The organism is Geomonas sp. Red276, assembly GCF_054784495.1.
Genome location: NZ_BLXW01000015.1, coordinates 24,759 through 41,335 on the forward strand (window position 1 = coordinate 24,759; position 16,577 = coordinate 41,335).

The window sequence follows — 16,577 nt, forward strand, 5'->3', positions numbered from 1 at the left end:
ACTTCCGAGTACCGGACACCGGACAACAAAAGGCCGAACTGCAGAGCTGCGTCCGTAACGGTGGTCGCATCCGGCAATTCGGCCAACTTGATCCGTCCGGCCGGGGGGGCAACAGTCAAAAGACAACCGCCGGCAGGGTTGGGGGTGAATCAAGTCCCGTCATTTTCCGTCCCCTGATCACTCAGGGTTTGGCTTTTATGGATATGTAAATTCTAATGTTAGTTGTCGAGGGAAGTTTACTTTGCCCTGTAGCACTGTCAAGTCACAGCGGCGGAAAAGTTGCCGTCACAGCTAAAGATAGACAAGACACAGCCGCAGCCGGCGCAGTCACAGCAGGCATTTTTCGCCCCCCACTGCCACCCTTTCCCAGAATGGCCGCCGCGTAACTCAGCCACCAGGATATCACCGGCATCTTCTGAGATTTTCTCTTACAAAAAATGTATTTTCTTGACTTAGGTCAAGGATCACGTTATTTATGCGGCACCAAATGGATCTTAATGGTCCTATTGGTCTTATTGCTATTGAGAGGATTTTCCCTCTCAAAATACAAAAGCAGGGGAGAAAAAGATGGTTAGAAAAATGGTTGGGGTTCTGGGTCTGGTGCTTGCTCTGTCGCTCGGTATTTCTGCTATCGCGGCCGCCGCTGACGATTACCAGAAGGTCGGCATCCGCATGAGGGCGGTCTACGTGTTGCCCGACGAGGATTTTGACGGCCAGTTGAGCTCGCTGACCCCTAAAGTCAGCGCCGACATCATCCCCGAGGTGGACTTCGAGTACTTCTTCATGAAGAACCTTTCCGTCGAAGCCATCGCCGGCGTGACCCGCAACGACATCAAGCTCGGCGGCGCCTTCGCAGGTTCCACCTGGCTGCTCCCCCCGACCATCACCGTCAAGTACCACCCGCTGGCCGGCAGCACCGTCAGCCCGTACCTCGGGGCCGGCTTCAACGTCATCTTCCCCTTCAAATCCCGCGTCAACAACGTGAGCGACTTCTCCATCGATAACTCGGTCGGCTACGCTCTCCAGGCCGGCCTCGACCTGAAGATGACCAACAACCTCTACTTCAACGTCGACTACAAGTACCTGAACGCCGACACCAAGGCCACCATCGCCGGGGTCAAGTACAAGCTCGACCTCAACCCGAACCTGATCGGTATCGGTGTGGGCTACCGCTTCTAACCGCTCTCCGCGGTACGAACATCACCCACCTAAAAAACACCCGCCTTCCGCAAGGGATGACAGGTGTTTTTTTTTGCCCAGAGCCTGGGATTGCCGGCTAGCCGTGGGGCTCCTTCAGTTTTTTCAGTGCGCAGTAATTCACCACCTTCCTCGCCATCGGCCTCCCGCCGGTCTCCCCTTCCTGGAAGATCCGCACCTCGGCGGCGCAGGGGCTCAGCGGGCGGCTGGACATGGAAACCGGGTGCAGTATGTCGTAGTAGATCAAGACGGAGTCGATCCCCCCGGCCATGGAGGCGTCGCGCAGCACCGCCCTCTCGAAATCGGCGTCCACCAGGAACTCGCGGGTCCGGTCGGAGCGGGCGGCGATCTTTCCTCCCGCCACCACGAAACGGGTGAAGGTCCGGATGCCGAGCCAGTTGCCGTCCTCGCCCTTCTCGACGGCGTACACGTAGGAAAACCACCGGTCCTGCATGATGAACATCACCTCGGCGTTGCCGACCTCGCGGCTCTTGCGGTCGGCCGCCACCTGCACCGCCGCCTGTTCGGTGGCATCTTCGGGCTCTTCCAACTGGGTGTAGACGTGCCACCCTCCCCCGCCCCCCAGACCGGGCTGGAAGCTCACCAGCCTCCAGTTGCCGGCGCAGCCGGTGAGAGAGATCAGCAGGGCCAGCATCATCATGATTGCCTGTATCGAAACCCGGATCGGGGATTTGAGATCTATCGCTATCGTTTTCATGGTCAGCTCCGCGGCGGGAGGAATGAACATCTTTGCGATAACGATTTTCAATATTCATTCCGGGACCGGACGGCGGAGTCCCCGGCACGTAAAGTACCGTTTTATCGTATGTTAGCACTGCCTGACGGCCAACCACAGCACGAAGAAAGCACCCGAAAATCTGTTCAGCGGGTGCACAGCTGTTCAGGAAGGGGAGCTCCCCCCGCCCCCATCAGAACCTCCCTCACCCGGCCTTCGGCCATCCCCCCCCTGTTTCATTCTCCCCTCGCCCCCATCGGGGGAGAGGGCCAGGGTGAGGGGGCGGTTTCGGACGGGCAAGAACCTCCCTCACCCGGCCTTCGGCCACCCTCTCCCCGGGAGGGGCGAGGGTATAGTGAGTGAAGAAGGAGAGGATTTCACACTGGTTCAGTGGGAGGGGAGAGGGAGAGGTGAGCGGCGGGTGTGACAGTACCGACGGGTAACGGTTGTCCAACGAAAAGGTGAAGACAAATCTGTCATTTCGTGTAGAATTGCGCCCCGTATCGATACAGTCCGAGACGACCACTACACTGTGTCAGTCGGAGGCTTCCCTTTGAGGCACAAGGCTTTTCTCAGAAACCTGATCCTTGCGGTGACCCTGCTCAACCTGCTGGTTGCTGCCACCATCTGCTACGCGCTCTGGAGAAGCCACGCTCATTACACGCACCGCGCCGTCGTCGGTACCCAAAACATCTCGCAGGTCCTGGACGAAAGCCTCTCCGGTCTCTTCTCCAAGATCGACCTCGGGCTGCAGGCGGTGACGGACGAAGCGGAGCGCCAGCTTAAAGAGGGAGGGATCGCCCCGGCAAGGCTCAACGCCTTCCTGATCCGCCAGCAGCGGCGGATGCCCGAACTGGTGGCGCTCAGGGCCACCAATCCGGCGGGGGAGGCGATCTACGGCCCCCAGCAGATCAAGCCGATGACCACCATCAGCGTCGCCCACCGGGAGTATTTCGCGTCCCTCAGGGACCGCCCGGAGGCCGGGATGGTGGTCTCCGCGCCGCTCGTGGGAGGGATCACCGGGAAATGGATGGTGGTCCTCGCCCGCCGCATCAACCGCCCCGACGGGGGCTTCGGCGGCCTGGTCTACGCCGGCCTCGAGCTCGACTACCTCTCCCGGCAGTTCTCCCGCATCGACAACGGCAAAAAGGGGCTGGTCGCGCTGCTCGACGACGGCCTCCGGCTGATCGCCCGCTATCCCCAGGTCGAAACCATCGGGCAAAAACCCGGCTACCGCATCAGCGCCCCGGTCCTCGCCGCCCTGCTCGCCGACCGGAGGACCACCGGCAGCTACCGCTCCCGCAGCAGGATGGACGGGGTGGAGAGGACCTATTCGTTCCGGCGCCTCGCCCTCCCCCAGCCCTATTACCTCGTGGTGGGACGGGCGGACTCGGAGGCGCTCGCCGAGTGGTACCGGGAGGTGGAGACCATGAGCTCGCTGATGTCCTCTTTCCTGCTGATGAGCGTGATGGCGGTCTTCCTGATCTGCCGCGAATGGAAGCGCAACGAGGAGGAGGTGAGCAAGCGCCATGAGGCGCAACAGCTTCTCGTGCAGCAAAACGAGGCGCTGGAGGCGACCCTCGCGAGGACCAAGCGGCTGGAAGGGATCATCTCGATCTGCATGTACTGCAAGAAGATCCACAACAACAAGGAGTCCTGGGAGCAGTTGGAGACCTACATCACCATGAACTCCGACGCCCAATTCAGCCACGGGCTCTGCCCCGACTGCGCACAGCAGTACCTGAAGGAGGTCACCACCGAGCAGAGCTGAGCTCCCTTGCCGGAAGGCATCGTTTCCGGCACCGGGCACCGTCACTCTGGTATAGCCAAGACGACTTCACTGGATCAGATGCATCTCTCTGGACATTGAAGTAATTGTGACTATAGTTGAAGATGTCATTCAATCCGGAGGGTGTCATGACCAAGGGTTGCGGGTTCGCTACGACTGTCATAGCCGTGTTCCTGTTACTGTTCCTGGTAGCCGAATCTCCCCTCCTATCCACCCCCGCGGCAGCCGCCACCTACACCTTCGGCATAGTTCCCCAGTTCGAGCAGAGAAAGCTCCACGCCATCTGGCGGCCGATCATCGACGAGCTCCAGCGCCGCACCGGCCTCACCTTCAAGCTGGTCACCACCCTGCAGATCCAGGACTTCGACAAGGAGATCAGCAAGGGGAGCTTCGACTTCATCTACGTCAACCCCTACTACATCGTGCAGGCCAGGAAGAGCCAGGGGTACATCCCGCTGGTGAGCGACCGCACCAAGATCCATGGTGTGCTGGTGGTCAAGAAGGACTCCCCCTACCAGGACGTCGCCCCCCTCAAGGGAAAGGTCATTGCGCTTCCCTCCCCCAACGCGCTCGGGGCCGCCCTGATGATGCGGGCCGACCTGGAGCGGCACTTCCATATCACCATGGAGCCCCTCTACGTGAAGACCCACAGCTCGGTCTATCTCCACGTGGTCCAGGGGCTGGCGGCGGCGGGGGGGGGGATCGACAAGACGCTCAAGGAGCAGCCTCCCTCCGTCCGCGACGCCCTGCGGGTCATCTACACCACCCGCCCCATCCCCTCCCATCCGGTGGCGGCCCACCGCCGGGTCCCCAAGGGCGATGCGGAGAAGGTGCGCCAGGCCCTGCTGGCCATGGGGCAGGACCCGGCCGGCCGGGCGCTCCTCGCCAAGGTTCCCTTCAAGGAGATCGGCCCCACCACCCTCGCGGAGTACCTGCAGATGGTAGAGTGGGGACTGGAGCGGTACTGGCAGCCGGTCGCCGGGGAGTGATCCCCTATGAGGCTTCGTTGGAAGGTCCTGCTCCCTCTCACTGTCTTCAGTCTCCTCCTGGCCTGTTACCTGTGGGGATCGTATCTGCCTCGCAGCCTCGAGAACATCGAGGACACCTACCAGCAGGCCACCGAGCGCCACCTCGACAGCGTCATCGAGGGGTTGATCCCCCTCATGCTGGGACACAACCTCGACACCATCTTCGAGAACCTTGACGCCCTCAGACAGAAGAACGGCGACTGGATCAGCATCGAGTTGACCGACACCGACGGCCGCCGCCTCTATCCCCTGCAAACCACCCCCTTGCCCACCCCGCAAAACGACGACCTCCGCACCCTCACCAGGAAGATCAGCCACGGCGGCACCGAGCTCGGCACGCTCAGCGTCAAGGTCGACTTCGCTCCCCTCCTGCGGCAGCCTCGCCGGCGCAACCTCGAACTGCTGACCGTCATGCTCGCCCTCATGGGGCTTTTCATCGCCGGGGCCGCCTGGGTGCTGGAGGGGGTGGTGATCCGCCCGGTCAGGGAGCTTTCGCTGGCCGCGAAGCAGCTCGCCCGCGGCAACTTCGACGTGCCCCTCAAAAAAGGGGAAGCGGACGAGGTGGGGGAACTGGTCGACCGCTTCGCCGCCATGCGCGACGCCATCCTCGGTTACCAGACCGAGCTTCTCGAGCGGAGCCGGGTGCTGATGAGAAACGAGCGCAACCTCGCGGAGGCCCAGCGGATGGCCCACCTGGGCTCCTTCGAGCTCGACTTCGCCACCGGCCACATCCTCTGGTCGGAGGAGTGCTACCGCATCTTCGGGATGGAGCAGGGAGAGGATCCGCTCACCCTCGACAGATTCATGGAGCTGGTCCACCCCGACGACCGCGACTGCGTCTTGACCCGCTACCGGCAGTCGGTGGAGGAGAAGCGGTGCTGCGACATCCTGCACCGGATCGTGCGGCAAACGGACGGCGCCATCCGCCACATCCACGAGCACGTCGAACAGCTCTTCGATCCCGAAGGCGAGGTGATGGCGTCCCGCGGCACCGCCCACGACATCACCGAGATCACCCGGGCCGAAGAGGAGCTCCGGGTCAAGAACGTCCTCCTCTCCACCCAGCAGGAGACCTCGCTGGACGGCATCCTGGCGGTGGACGAGCGGGGGAGGATCATCTCCTCCAACGGCAGGTTTGCCGAGATCTGGGGCGTCCCCACCGAGGTGCTGGCCGCGGGGAGCTACGAGATCCTCCTGGGGCACCTGACCGGGAAGATCAAGGAGCCGGAACTGTTCCTGGCGACCCTCGAACACCTGGCCAGCCACCGGGACGAGAAGAGCCGCTGCGAGCTGGGGCTCAAGGACGGCCGCATCCTGGACCAGTACTCCTCGGCCATGGTGGACCAAAACGGGAGAAGCCTCGGGAGGGTCTGGTACTTCCGCGACGTGAGCGAGCGGCACCGGCTGGAGGAGCAGCTGAGGCAGTCGCAGAAGATGGAGTCGATCGGCACCTTCGCCGGCGGCATCGCCCACGACTTCAACAACATCCTGACCGCCATCGTCGGCTACGGCACCATCGCCCTCATGAAGAGCGCGCCGGAAGACCCGCGCCGAGGAGACATCGAGCAGATGCTGGAGGCGACCGAGAAGGCGGCCCATCTCACCAAGGACCTGCTCCTCTTCTGCCGCAAGCAGGTGAGCGAGAAGAAGCTCGTGGACATGAACGACATCATCCGGGGGACGGAAAAGTTCCTGCAGCGGGTGATCGGGGAGGACATCGAGTGCCGGGCCGTGCTCGCCCCGGAGGCGCTCCCGGTCATGGGAGATCCCCACCAGCTCGAGCAGGTGCTGATGAACTTCGCGACCAACGCCCGCGATGCCATGGAGGGGGGCGGGCTCTTCACCATCGCCACCGGCCGGGTCCACTTCGACGAGGAGTTCGTCGCCGCCCACGGCTACGGCCGGGCGGGAGAGTACGTGCTGGTGACGGTCTCCGACACCGGGCGCGGTATGGACCGGGAGACGCGCGAGCAGATCTTCGATCCCTTCTTCACCACCAAGGAGGTCGGCAAGGGGACCGGGCTGGGGCTCGCCGTCGTGTACGGGATCATCCGCGACCACGACGGCTTCGTGAACGTCTACAGCGAGCTGGGAGAAGGGACCACCTTCCGGCTCTATCTCCCGTACCTGATGGCGCCCGTCGAGGAGGAGAAGCCGCAGGCCGAGCAGTTCGAGGTACGCGGCACCGAGACCATCCTGCTCGCGGAGGACGACGAGACGGTACGGGCGCTGACCAGCAGCGTGCTGGCGGAGTTCGGCTACCGGGTGATCGTGGCCACCGACGGGCAGGAGGCGGTCGAACTCTACCGGGAGAACCGCGACCGGATCGCGCTCTTGCTGTTCGACCTGGTGATGCCGAGGAAGACGGGGAAGGACGCCTACGACGAGATCAGGGCGATCGACCCCGGCGTCCGGGTCCTTTTCTCCAGCGGCTACGCGCCCGACATGGTGCGACAGAAGATGCTGATCGACGAGAAGGTCCCCATGGTGGTCAAGCCGGTTTCGCCGCTCGACCTGTTGAAGAAGGTGCGCGAGACGCTCGACCGGGACACGGCGTGAACGATCGTCGAGGGATGTGTGTTGTTTTATTGGTTGCCTTAGCGTTACCGTCGTTTTAAAGTGCGTCCGTTGCGCCCCCCCGCGGGCCTATTCAGGGATTCTCAAGTTAAAGGAGGCAGCATGAAACGGTTGATCCTCGGCACCCTCGCCATCGCCCTCTTCCTCTTCGCCCCGCTCACGGCCTTCGCGAGCCTGGACGACTTCCTTTCCCGGGTCAACATCGAGGCCCGCGCCGACATGAACGGCTTCTCCGCCAAGATCAGCGCCCAGTTCGGGGTCGCCCTTCCCCAGGTGCAGGCGGTGATCCGCTCGGTTCCCGAGCCGGCCGACGCCTTCATGGTCTTCCAGCTTGGCCAGATGGCCTCCAAGCCCCCCGAGAGGGTGCTGGCGGTCTACAAGCCGAACAGGAAGAAGGGGTGGGGCGCCATCGCCAAGGAGCTCGGGATCAGGCCCGGCTCCGCCGAGTTCCACGCACTCAAGGCGGGTAACCTCTCCTTCACCGGGAGACCGGGCGGGGATGGCGACGCCGGCCCCGGCAGGGGGAAGGGTAAGGGAAAAGGGCACGGCAAGGGTCACGGCGGAGGAAACGACTAGCGGCGGTTAAGCCGGCGGCCTGCCGGGGAAGAGAGAGCGTGAGGGTGGGGTAAGGGGAATCAGCGGTAGGTGGCGAGGGTGAAGAAGAAGACGGCGCCCCCGCCGACCGCCCCTTCGCCCCAGATTCTCCCGCCGTGGCGCTCGACGATCCTCTTGGCCGAGGCGAGGCCGATGCCGGCCCCTTCGAACTCGGAGCCGTGCAGCCGCTCGAAGGGGGTGAAGAGCTTTTCGGAATAGGAGGGGTCGAACCCCACCCCGTTGTCCTTGACGAAGTAGATTCGCTGCCCCCCCTCGTACTCCGTCCCGAACTGGATGCGCCCCACCTCCTGCCGCGCGGTGTACTTCCAGGCGTTGCCGACCAGGTTCTGGACCAGGAGATTCAAGAGGTGAGCGTCACCGTCCACCAGCACCCTCTGCTCCACCTCGGTATCCACCCGCCTGGCAGGCTCGGTCTCGGCGAACATGGTGAGGGTCGTTTCCACCAGCGAGCTTAAGTCGAGGGTCTGGCGGCGGAGGTCGGTCCTGGCAACCCGGGAAAGCTCCAGCAGGTGATCGATGAGGTTACCCATGACCCGCGAGGAGCTCCTGATCCTGGCCAGGTACTCGCGCGCCTCCGGGGGGAGGTGGTCCTGGTAATCCTCGGCAAGGATGGCGCTGTAGCTGTTGATGTGGCGAAGGGGCGCCCTGAGGTCGTGGGAAACCGAGTAGCTGAACGATTCGTGGTCCCGGATGGCCTGGGTGAGCTCCGCGGTCCTCTTCAACACCCGGCTCTCCAGCTCCGCGTTCAAAAGGGCCAGCTCCGCCTTGGCTCTCTTGCGGTCGGTGATGTCGCGCAGCACCGCCATCACCGCCGGCCGCCCGTCATAGATGATCGGCATCCCGACCGACTCCACGTCGAGCACGCTCCCGTCCGCTCTCACCAACTGCGTCTCGGTGAGCGGGGATTCTCCCCCGTTCTCATAGACGTTCCGGATCCCGCTACTGACCGCTGCCCGGCTGTCGGGGTGTACGAAGGAGAGCACCGGCTTCCCGATCACCTCGTCACAGGTGCGGGCACCCAACAGGGTGACGGCCGCGCTGTTTAGGTAGACGAAGTCCCCGTCGATGTGGACGACGACCGCATCGTGGGTCCCCTCCACCAGCGAGCGGTACCGGCTCTCGCTCTCCCGAAGCGCGTTCTCGGCCTGCTTGCGGTCGGTGATGTCCACGAAGAGGGACTGCTTGGAGACGCTGCCGTCGGCGTTGTAGATGGGGCTGTTGGTGAGGTCGTACCAGCGGCCGTCGCGCTGGTTGAGCATCTCCACCCGGACCGTGTCGCCGGCGAAGACCTCTTCGTTTCGGCACCAGGGGCACTGGTGATCGAGTCCGTTGAGCACCTTGTAGCAGTAATGGCCGACGGCATCGAAACCGATGCGGCGCTTCATCGCCTCGTTGAGGTATTCGATCCGGCACTCCTGGGAGCAGATGTACATGTAGCCGTCGAAGGCGTCCACCATGGCCCGGTAGCGGACCTGCCCGGCCCACAGCGCCTCCTCGGTCGCCTTGCGGTGGGTGATGTCGAGGATGGTCCCGACCATACGGGTCCCCCTCCCCCGGGCGTCCCGGGCAATGATCCGTGCCCGCGCCTCCACCCAGACCGTCCTGCCGTCCCGGCAGATCATCCGGTACTCCATCGCCGGATCGCTGCGGAGCCCCTCAATACGCTCCTGCACGCTGGTCAGTACCCGGCCGCGGTCGTCGGGATGGATGAGGGTACCGGCGAGGAAGGCGAAATTGAAGACGGTGCTCTGCGGGGTGTACCCGATCAGGTCGCAGAAGTTGTCGCTCAGGTAGGCGATATCGTTCTCAAGGTCCCAGTCCCAGAACCCCTCCGCGGCGACCTCCAGGATCTCCCGCCAATGTTCGGCACCGACGCACTCGTTCCCCATCCGATCCTCCCTGCCCCATGGGCTGAGGGGAAGCAATATCATAAAATAAACTAATTTACAAAATTTATTGTTATTAGGCCGGGTTAGGAGGACGCCCCCCGCCCCTTTTTGCTGTTGCCGGCCGGGGCAAAACGGCTACCATCGGTGCGGCTCGCAGGGGAGCCCGTCGAGGCACCGGCAGGGGAAAGGCGCAGAGGGAGGAGGATGAGGGTGAGAGGGGAAAACGGTCATGGGGCCCGCGCCCGGGGAAGTAACGGCGGGGGGCCGGAGGCGGCGGCCGGGGAGACGAGCGGAAGGCGGGGGAAGGGGGCCGACGGCGCGAGCGCCATCGGCCTGAGCGAAGAGGAGGTGCATGCCTTCCAGGAAGGGATCCGCGCCCACTACCGCGCCCACGCCCGTTCGCTTCCCTGGCGGGAGACCCGCGATCCCTACGCCATCCTGGTCTCGGAGATCATGCTCCAGCAGACCCAGGTGGACCGGGTCCGGGAGAAGTACCGGGCGTTTCTGGCCGCCTTCCCCGGGTTCGCCGAGCTGGCCCGGGCCCCGCTGGCCGACGTCCTCTCCCTCTGGCAGGGGCTTGGCTACAACCGCCGGGCCATCTCGCTCAAGCTCTGCGCCGAGGCGGTGGTCGAGCGGTGCGGGGGAAGGCTTCCGGGCGAGATCGCCGCACTCGAGGCGCTGCCGGGGATCGGCCCCTACACCGCGCGGGCGGTCGCCCTCTTCGCCTTCGGCGAGCCGACCCCGTTCATCGAGACCAACATCCGCTCCGTCTATCTCCACCACTTCTTCCCCGGGAAGGAAAAGGTTCCCGACGCCCTCATCCTGCCGCTGGTGGAGGCCACCTTGGACCGGGGAGATCCGCGCGGGTGGTACTACGGACTGATGGACTACGGGTCGCAGCTGAAGAGGACGGGGGAGAACCCGAGCCGCCGCAGCGCCCACCACACCCGCCAGTCCCCCTTCCGGGGCTCCAACCGCGAAAAGCGGAGCCTGATCCTGAAGGCGATCCTGGCCACCCCCGGCATCACCGCCGCGGAGATCGGCCGCACCGTTCCGGAGGCCATGGTCTCGCTGGAGCGGAACCTGCTCCAGCTCGAGCGGGAAGGGTTCATCCGCCGGCTGGACGGCGGCTACCGCGTCTGCTGATCACCGTCGGACTGGTCGGACTGGTCCAGGGTGACCCGGTTCCTCCCGCCCCGCTTGCTCCGGTACATCAGCTCGTCGGCCCGGTTCACCACCGACTCCAGGTCGTCGTCCGGCCGGGCCACGGTGGCCCCGATCGAGACGGTGACGCTCACCCGCTCGCCGTTCACCACCACGAAGCTCTTCTCCACCACCGCGCGCATCCGCTCCGCCACCATGGCCAGTACCTCACCGGCCGCCCCGGGCAGGATGGCCACGAACTCCTCGCCTCCCCACCGGGCGACCACGTCGACCCTGCGCAGGCAGAGGGCGACCGAGCGGGCCACCATGGTGAGAAACTGGTCGCCGGTCCGATGGCCGTACTCGTCGTTGAACCTCTTGAAGTGGTCGATGTCCATGAAAAGGACGGAGAAGGGGAGTCCGTTGGTGGTGAGGTTGAAGAGCCGGTTGACCAGGGTCATCTCGCCGTACCGGCGGTTCCCCACCCCGGTCAACTGGTCGAGGTAGACTTCCTTTTTAAGCTTCTCGTACTCCTGGAGTATCTGCAGCGAGGTGGAGTTGTCGCTGAAGACCTCGACCGCCCCCACGATGTTCCCCTCCCCGTCACGCACCGGCGAGGTGCGGACCAGGATCGGCACCCGATGGCCGAGCTTGTGGCGGAGAAAGACCCGGCTCTCGCGCTGCCCCCCGTCGACCATGGTGGCGGCCAGCGGACAGCCGCTTAGGCAAAGCTCGGTCCCCTCCCCGTTGATGTGGCAAAGGAGATTGTCCGCACAGCACGAGCCGATCATCTCGTCGCGGGAGAAGCCGGCGATCCTCTCCGCCCCGGCATTCCAGTAGGCGATCTGCCGGTCCTTGTCGACGAAATAGACCCCTTCGAAGAGACACTCGAGAAGCATATCCGGAGACACGGTGCTCAGCATTATCCCACCCCCTTGTGACAGTTCGAGGAGCACGATACTCATACACTTTGCGCCACTTCATCTATTCGGCAACAGCGGCCACGATCTGAAGAGAAATCGCGCGATCAAACCGGACAGGAGTTCCCTGGTTCTGTATCAGAGAAAATCCCACCCACTACACATGGAAATCCTTTCATTTAACTCAACCATTGTGCTAGTATCCCGGACGGCCTTTGCCTCAGCGTGAAGGTCCAATGAAGCTGCTGTGACAGTACCGATATCCACGTTGCCATCGATCTTCAACGCCTGCACGGCCCCGAGACAGGAACCGCAGCGCCATGGACGACGCCCCCAACAAGTACCGCGTCATGTTCGGCGACATGGCCCAGGGAGCATTCTCTGGCGCCACCGTGGCCGACGTCGACGCCGCCGCCCTCGAAAGCCTCGTGCTGAGCCGGGACCAAGTCCTGGCGCAAGGCCCCCGCCCTGCCGATTGTTATGAGATCGGCCCCGACACGCTGCACGACATCTCCCAGCTCAGACAGATGAACGAAGTCCACCTCGCCCGGATAAGGCTGATGCGCTTCGCGGCGAGCCACACCCTTGAGGAGCTCCTCGTCGAGGCGCTCGACGAGGTGGAACGGCTGACCGGGAGCCAGATCGGCTTCTACCACTTCTTCGACGATGCCTCCCGCTTCGTCACCCTGAAGGCCTGGTCCACCAGGACCACCGATACCTTCTGCAAGAGCGAGCACCAGGGGGGACACTACGGCGTGGAACGGGCCGGGGTCTGGGTGGACTGCCTGCGGAACGGCCGCCCCTCCATCCACAACGACTACGCGACCCTTCCGCACCGCCGCGGACTTCCGGCCGGGCACGCGCCGGTGGTGAGGGAGCTGGTGGTCCCGGTGAAACGCAACGGGAGGATCGTGGCCCTTTTGGGAACCGGCAACAAGCCGACCGATTACGTGGCGGCCGACGTCTGGACCGTTTCGCTCTTCGCGGATCTGACCTGGGATATCGCCGAGCAGATGCTCATGCAGAGGGAGTTACTGGCGAGCAGGGAGGAGTTGAGGCTGGCCAACGAGCTTTTGGAGCAGCGGGTAAACGAGAGGACGGCGGACCTGCGGATGGCCATCCGGGAGCAGGAATCCTTCAGCTACTCGGTCTCCCACGACCTCAGGGCGCCGCTTCGCCACATCAACAGTTACGGCTCCCTCCTCATGGAGGAATTCGGGGAGGCCATCCCGGCCGGGGCTCGCGACTACCTGGCCCGGATCACCGCCGCCTCCAGCCGGATGGGATCGCTCATCGATCACCTCCTGGAGCTCTCCCGGGTGGCGAGGGTCGAGCTCAAGCCGGTCCCGGTCGACCTGAGCGCGGTGGCGGCCGACGTCCTCCGGATGCTCGGGGAGACCGAGCCCGGCCGGAGGGTGGAAACCGTCATCGAACCGGGGGTGGTCGTGCAGGGGGACCAGCACCTGTTGAGCCAGCTCCTGGTGAACCTTTTGGAGAACGCCTGGAAGTACACCTCCCGCACGGAGTCCCCCCGCATCGAGTTCGGCCGGAGGATGCTCGACGGCGAGCCGGTCTGCTACGTGAAGGACAACGGCGCCGGCTTCGACATGAGCTACCGCGCGAACCTCTTCAAGGCCTTCGAGCGGCTGCACGGCGCCGAGTTCGAGGGGGAGGGGATCGGGCTGGCCACCGCCCACCGGATCATCGAGCGCCACGGCGGCCGGATCTGGGCCGAGGGGGCCGAGGGGGAGGGGGCGACCTTCTCCTTCACCCTTCACCCGGCGTCGTGAACCATCCCTTTTCCCGCTCCTCCGCGAGCCGCCCCTCCAGGTACTCCCAAAGCGCCGGGCACCCCTTCCTGATCGGGGGGCCGATCCGGTTGATGACCTGATCGTATCCGATGCCGTTTTCGCGCCAGCTCTGGCCGTTTTGGGCCAGGTTCAAAAGGGCCGGCATGGCCCGGTCGGCCGCGTGGGCGAAGACCGCCTCGGGAGTCGCCTCCTCGTCGAACTCGAGCCAGAGCCCTAAGAAGTGGGAGCGGTGCGGCTCGTCGAGCAGGCCGAAGATCCGCTCCACCGCACGCCTTTCCGCCTCCATGCGCTCCTCCCATCCCCCCACCGCGTAGACGATGACGTCGCCGGTGTCGATCTCCCCGATGTCGTGGACCAGGAGCATGCCGATCACCCGGCGGATGTCGACCGGCTCGGCCGCGTACCGCTCCAGCGACCAGGCGAGCATGGCGATCTGCCAGCTGTGCTCCGCCGAGTTCTCGAAACGCGCAAGCCCAAGGGGCTTGTTCTTCCTGGTCACCCCCTTGAGCTTGTCCAACTCCAGTATGAAATCGACCACCTGCTGCACGCCGTCATCTCCCCTCTTTCAATAGATCCCTGATCTCGGCCAGGAGCTCCTGGTCCTTGGTGGGGCCGGGAGGCGGGGGGGGCTCCTGCCTTCTGAGCCGGTTGATCCCCTTGACCGCCAGGAATACCACGAAAGCGATGATGACGAAATCGATAATCGTGTTGATGAACTTGCCGTAGCTGATCAGCACCGGCGGCTTGGTCCCCACCCCCTCCTTGACCACCACCGCGAGGTGGGTGAAATCGACCCCGCCGAGGAGCACCCCGACGGGCGGCATCACCACGTCGGCCACGAGCGACGAGACGATCTTTCCGAAGGCGGCCCCGATGATGACACCGACGGCCAGGTCAACCACGTTCCCCTTGACGGCGAATTCCTTGAACTCCTTCATCATCCCCATACGTCCTCCTTTGACGGCTTCATGGTCACTGTTTCTGGTGCCTCCGTACAAGTCAGCGGCGCGGCGTCGCCTGGATGAGCCTATCGCGGCAAGGCCCCGCGAACCTCTCAATTGTACCCCACAATTCTTTATTCTTCAGTTAAGCCGCGTCCTGGAGCGCCTGTTGCGGCACCGGCCATCTCGGCTATGCTTTTGAGCGGGAATTCAATCGACTTCAGATAGAGGAGTGCGCCATGAAAAATCCGGCCGGATGGTTCGAGATCTACGTCCAGGACATGGAGCGGGCCAAGAGATTCTACGGCACCGTCTTCCAGGTGGAATTTCAGCAGCTGGGCCCCATGCCCGGCCTCGAGCTCTGGTCCTTCCCGAGCGACATGGAGAGCTACGGCGCAGGGGGAGCGCTGGTGAAGATGCCCGGGGTCGCCTCGGGGGGCAACTCCACCATCGTCTACTTCAGCTGCCAGGACTGCGCGGTGGAGGAGAGCCGGGTGGCGGGTGCCGGGGGGAGGGTCGAGAAGCCGAAGATGTCGATCGGCAAGTACGGTTTCATCTCCCTCGTCTATGACAGCGAGGGAAACATGATCGGGCTCCACTCCCTTGCCTAGGGGTGGCGGTGAGCGAAGGTCCCTCGGCATGTTCAGGCGGGACTCGATGGAAGGGAAAATAGCCGCGGCAACCCTCTTGCTCGTACTGGCGCTTGCCCCCGCAGCCGCCCGCGCCGAGGATCCCGCACCGTACCGCACGCCGCTCGCGGGAGAGCAGTGCGATATCGAGTGCTTCGGGAAACACTACCTGGTCGCCACCCGCGACCGCGACAACACCGGCGCGGTGGTGCTCGGGGGATCGCTCTTTCTCCCCGACTTAGGAGGCCACGAGTTCAGCCCGATCGGGGCCGTCTACTGGAAGCACCGCTGGGACGATACGCGCCTTAGGGGGACCTTCAGCGGGTTCGTCAACGACATCAACCTTGCGAAGAGCCGGGACGACCTGCAGTTTCTCTGGCATTTCGAAAACACCACCATCCCCTTCACCCGCAAGGAGATCGACAACGGCGGCGAGGTGGGGGGGAGTGCGCTCAAGTGGGGAAACCTGGCGGGAAGGTTCGGGGTGGGGCTCCGCCTTCCGGTGGCCCCCTCCCAGGTCGACAACGACCTCCGCCTGCAGTTCTTCTACCAGGTCGGCTACCTCTACTCGCAAAGGGTCGGGGAGACAGCGCCGGGGGTGAAGCTTCCCCCCGATACCATCGTGCACGGCCCCCTGGTCAGGGTCCGCTACGACGGGCTGCGCCGAAACCTCATGGAGCTCCCCCACGAGGGGATAGCCGGTGGGCTCGACACCGAGATCTCCCAGCGGGCGCGCTGGTCGGACGCCTCCTACGGGGGCCCCACCCTCTCCGAAAACCAGACCCGCCACTACCTGAAGCTCTCCGGCTACCTCCTCGCCGCCACCGGCATCCCCTTCCTCTCCGAGAAGAACCGGCTCCTGGCGAGCTTCAACGGCGGCTTCACCCCCTACGGCACCCTCGACCGCTTCTCCGCCTACCGGATCGGCGGCGGCCCCATCCCCTCCGAGGCCGACGACCTCGACCGGCTCGTCTACCCGGGAGCGGTCTTCGGCCAGTACCCCGCCTCGGACTACCTGATGGGGGCCCTCGAGTACCGGCGGGAGATCTTCTCCTTCCTCTATCTCCACCTGCGCGGCACCCACGCCTGGGTCCGGCGCGAGCTCTTCTCCGACCCCTCGCGCAACTTCGACGAGGGGGAAGGGGACGCCCTCTCGGTCGGCATCACCAGCGGTTTCCTCTTTCAGTCCGAGATCTACCTCGAGTACTCCTACGACTCGGGGATGCTCAGGCACGGAACCAGCGGAGGAAGCGCCCTCGTCCTGTGGTCGAAGTCGTTCTGACCTCTGTCATAGCCCTCCCC

General features: G+C 64.3%; 14 protein-coding genes and 1 riboswitch. Of the genes, 9 read left to right on the plus strand and 5 right to left on the minus strand.

What is annotated here, in order from left to right; translation table 11 throughout:
• Window positions 1-69: 69 nt before the first annotated feature.
• A riboswitch (cyclic di-GMP riboswitch) is annotated at window positions 70-203 on the minus strand.
• Window positions 204-567: 364 nt separating this feature from the next.
• On the plus strand, window positions 568-1,179 hold the full coding sequence (locus ACYVL5_RS11955) for an OmpW/AlkL family protein (RefSeq protein ID WP_460595805.1): 612 nt from the start codon (window positions 568-570) through the stop codon (window positions 1,177-1,179).
• A 97-nt stretch (window positions 1,180-1,276) separates the two neighbouring features.
• Here the strand turns inward: ACYVL5_RS11955 and ACYVL5_RS11960 are convergent, their stop codons facing one another.
• Window positions 1,277-1,915 (minus strand): hypothetical protein, encoded by a 639-nt coding sequence (locus ACYVL5_RS11960; RefSeq protein WP_460595806.1) that lies wholly within the window; start codon window positions 1,913-1,915, stop codon window positions 1,277-1,279.
• Between the two features lie 571 nt (window positions 1,916-2,486).
• Between ACYVL5_RS11960 and ACYVL5_RS11965 the strand changes: the two genes are divergently transcribed.
• From ACYVL5_RS11965 to ACYVL5_RS11980, 4 genes are all read left to right on the plus strand, one after another.
• The gene (locus ACYVL5_RS11965) at window positions 2,487-3,704 is read left to right on the plus strand and encodes a PDC sensor domain-containing protein (protein WP_460595807.1); all 1,218 of its coding nucleotides are present in this window, start codon (window positions 2,487-2,489) and stop codon (window positions 3,702-3,704) included.
• A 146-nt stretch (window positions 3,705-3,850) separates the two neighbouring features.
• Window positions 3,851-4,711, plus strand: a complete 861-nt coding sequence (locus ACYVL5_RS11970; protein WP_460595808.1) for a phosphate/phosphite/phosphonate ABC transporter substrate-binding protein — start codon at window positions 3,851-3,853, stop codon at window positions 4,709-4,711.
• Window positions 4,712-4,717: 6 nt separating this feature from the next.
• Window positions 4,718-7,309: an ATP-binding protein gene (locus ACYVL5_RS11975; RefSeq protein WP_460595809.1), complete on the plus strand. Its 2,592-nt coding sequence runs from the start codon at window positions 4,718-4,720 to the stop codon at window positions 7,307-7,309.
• Window positions 7,310-7,429: 120 nt separating this feature from the next.
• Window positions 7,430-7,903 (plus strand): hypothetical protein, encoded by a 474-nt coding sequence (locus ACYVL5_RS11980; RefSeq protein WP_460595810.1) that lies wholly within the window; start codon window positions 7,430-7,432, stop codon window positions 7,901-7,903.
• Window positions 7,904-7,962: 59 nt separating this feature from the next.
• On the opposite strand, the gene ACYVL5_RS11985 is transcribed toward ACYVL5_RS11980, so the two are convergent.
• The gene (locus ACYVL5_RS11985; protein ID WP_460595811.1) at window positions 7,963-9,831 is read right to left on the minus strand and encodes a PAS domain-containing sensor histidine kinase; all 1,869 of its coding nucleotides are present in this window, start codon (window positions 9,829-9,831) and stop codon (window positions 7,963-7,965) included.
• A 210-nt stretch (window positions 9,832-10,041) separates the two neighbouring features.
• Between ACYVL5_RS11985 and ACYVL5_RS11990 the strand changes: the two genes are divergently transcribed.
• Window positions 10,042-10,977 (plus strand): HhH-GPD family protein, encoded by a 936-nt coding sequence (locus ACYVL5_RS11990; protein ID WP_460595812.1) that lies wholly within the window; start codon window positions 10,042-10,044, stop codon window positions 10,975-10,977.
• Here ACYVL5_RS11990 and ACYVL5_RS11995 read toward each other — a convergent pair.
• Window positions 10,962-11,897, minus strand: coding sequence for a GGDEF domain-containing protein (locus ACYVL5_RS11995; protein ID WP_460595813.1), 936 nt, complete (start codon window positions 11,895-11,897; stop codon window positions 10,962-10,964). The two genes, ACYVL5_RS11990 and ACYVL5_RS11995, sit on opposite strands and share 16 nt — an antisense overlap.
• Before the next feature lie 317 nt (window positions 11,898-12,214).
• On the opposite strand from ACYVL5_RS11995, the gene ACYVL5_RS12000 reads away from it, so the two are divergent.
• Window positions 12,215-13,684, plus strand: coding sequence for a GAF domain-containing protein (locus ACYVL5_RS12000; RefSeq protein WP_460595814.1), 1,470 nt, complete (start codon window positions 12,215-12,217; stop codon window positions 13,682-13,684).
• On the opposite strand, the gene ACYVL5_RS12005 is transcribed toward ACYVL5_RS12000, so the two are convergent.
• Entirely contained in the window at window positions 13,662-14,252 is a 591-nt protein-coding gene (locus tag ACYVL5_RS12005) for an HD domain-containing protein (protein WP_460595815.1), read from the minus strand. The two genes, ACYVL5_RS12000 and ACYVL5_RS12005, sit on opposite strands and share 23 nt — an antisense overlap.
• A gap of 4 nt (window positions 14,253-14,256) precedes the next feature.
• On the minus strand, window positions 14,257-14,646 hold the full coding sequence (mscL, locus tag ACYVL5_RS12010; protein ID WP_460595889.1) for a large-conductance mechanosensitive channel protein MscL: 390 nt from the start codon (window positions 14,644-14,646) through the stop codon (window positions 14,257-14,259).
• Between the two features lie 239 nt (window positions 14,647-14,885).
• On the opposite strand from mscL, the gene ACYVL5_RS12015 reads away from it, so the two are divergent.
• Window positions 14,886-15,257 carry a VOC family protein gene (locus ACYVL5_RS12015; protein ID WP_460595816.1) on the plus strand — a complete coding sequence of 124 codons (372 nt, stop codon included), beginning with the start codon at window positions 14,886-14,888 and terminating at the stop codon, window positions 15,255-15,257.
• 46 nt (window positions 15,258-15,303) lie between these two features.
• The gene (locus tag ACYVL5_RS12020; protein ID WP_460595817.1) at window positions 15,304-16,557 is read left to right on the plus strand and encodes a hypothetical protein; all 1,254 of its coding nucleotides are present in this window, start codon (window positions 15,304-15,306) and stop codon (window positions 16,555-16,557) included.
• Window positions 16,558-16,577: the final 20 nt, after the last annotated feature.

Coding starts and splice junctions, on each gene's coding strand:
- ACYVL5_RS11955 (WP_460595805.1), top strand. CDS start 568: ATGGTTAGAAAAATGGTTGGGGTTCTGGGTCTGGTGCTTGCTCTGTCG.
- ACYVL5_RS11960 (WP_460595806.1), bottom strand. CDS start 1,915: ATGAAAACGATAGCGATAGATCTCAAATCCCCGATCCGGGTTTCGATA.
- ACYVL5_RS11970 (WP_460595808.1), top strand. CDS start 3,851: ATGACCAAGGGTTGCGGGTTCGCTACGACTGTCATAGCCGTGTTCCTG.
- ACYVL5_RS11975 (WP_460595809.1), top strand. CDS start 4,718: ATGAGGCTTCGTTGGAAGGTCCTGCTCCCTCTCACTGTCTTCAGTCTC.
- ACYVL5_RS11980 (WP_460595810.1), top strand. CDS start 7,430: ATGAAACGGTTGATCCTCGGCACCCTCGCCATCGCCCTCTTCCTCTTC.
- ACYVL5_RS11985 (WP_460595811.1), bottom strand. CDS start 9,831: ATGGGGAACGAGTGCGTCGGTGCCGAACATTGGCGGGAGATCCTGGAG.
- ACYVL5_RS11995 (WP_460595813.1), bottom strand. CDS start 11,897: ATGCTGAGCACCGTGTCTCCGGATATGCTTCTCGAGTGTCTCTTCGAA.
- ACYVL5_RS12000 (WP_460595814.1), top strand. CDS start 12,215: ATGGACGACGCCCCCAACAAGTACCGCGTCATGTTCGGCGACATGGCC.
- mscL (WP_460595889.1), bottom strand. CDS start 14,646: ATGATGAAGGAGTTCAAGGAATTCGCCGTCAAGGGGAACGTGGTTGAC.
- ACYVL5_RS12015 (WP_460595816.1), top strand. CDS start 14,886: ATGAAAAATCCGGCCGGATGGTTCGAGATCTACGTCCAGGACATGGAG.
- ACYVL5_RS12020 (WP_460595817.1), top strand. CDS start 15,304: ATGGAAGGGAAAATAGCCGCGGCAACCCTCTTGCTCGTACTGGCGCTT.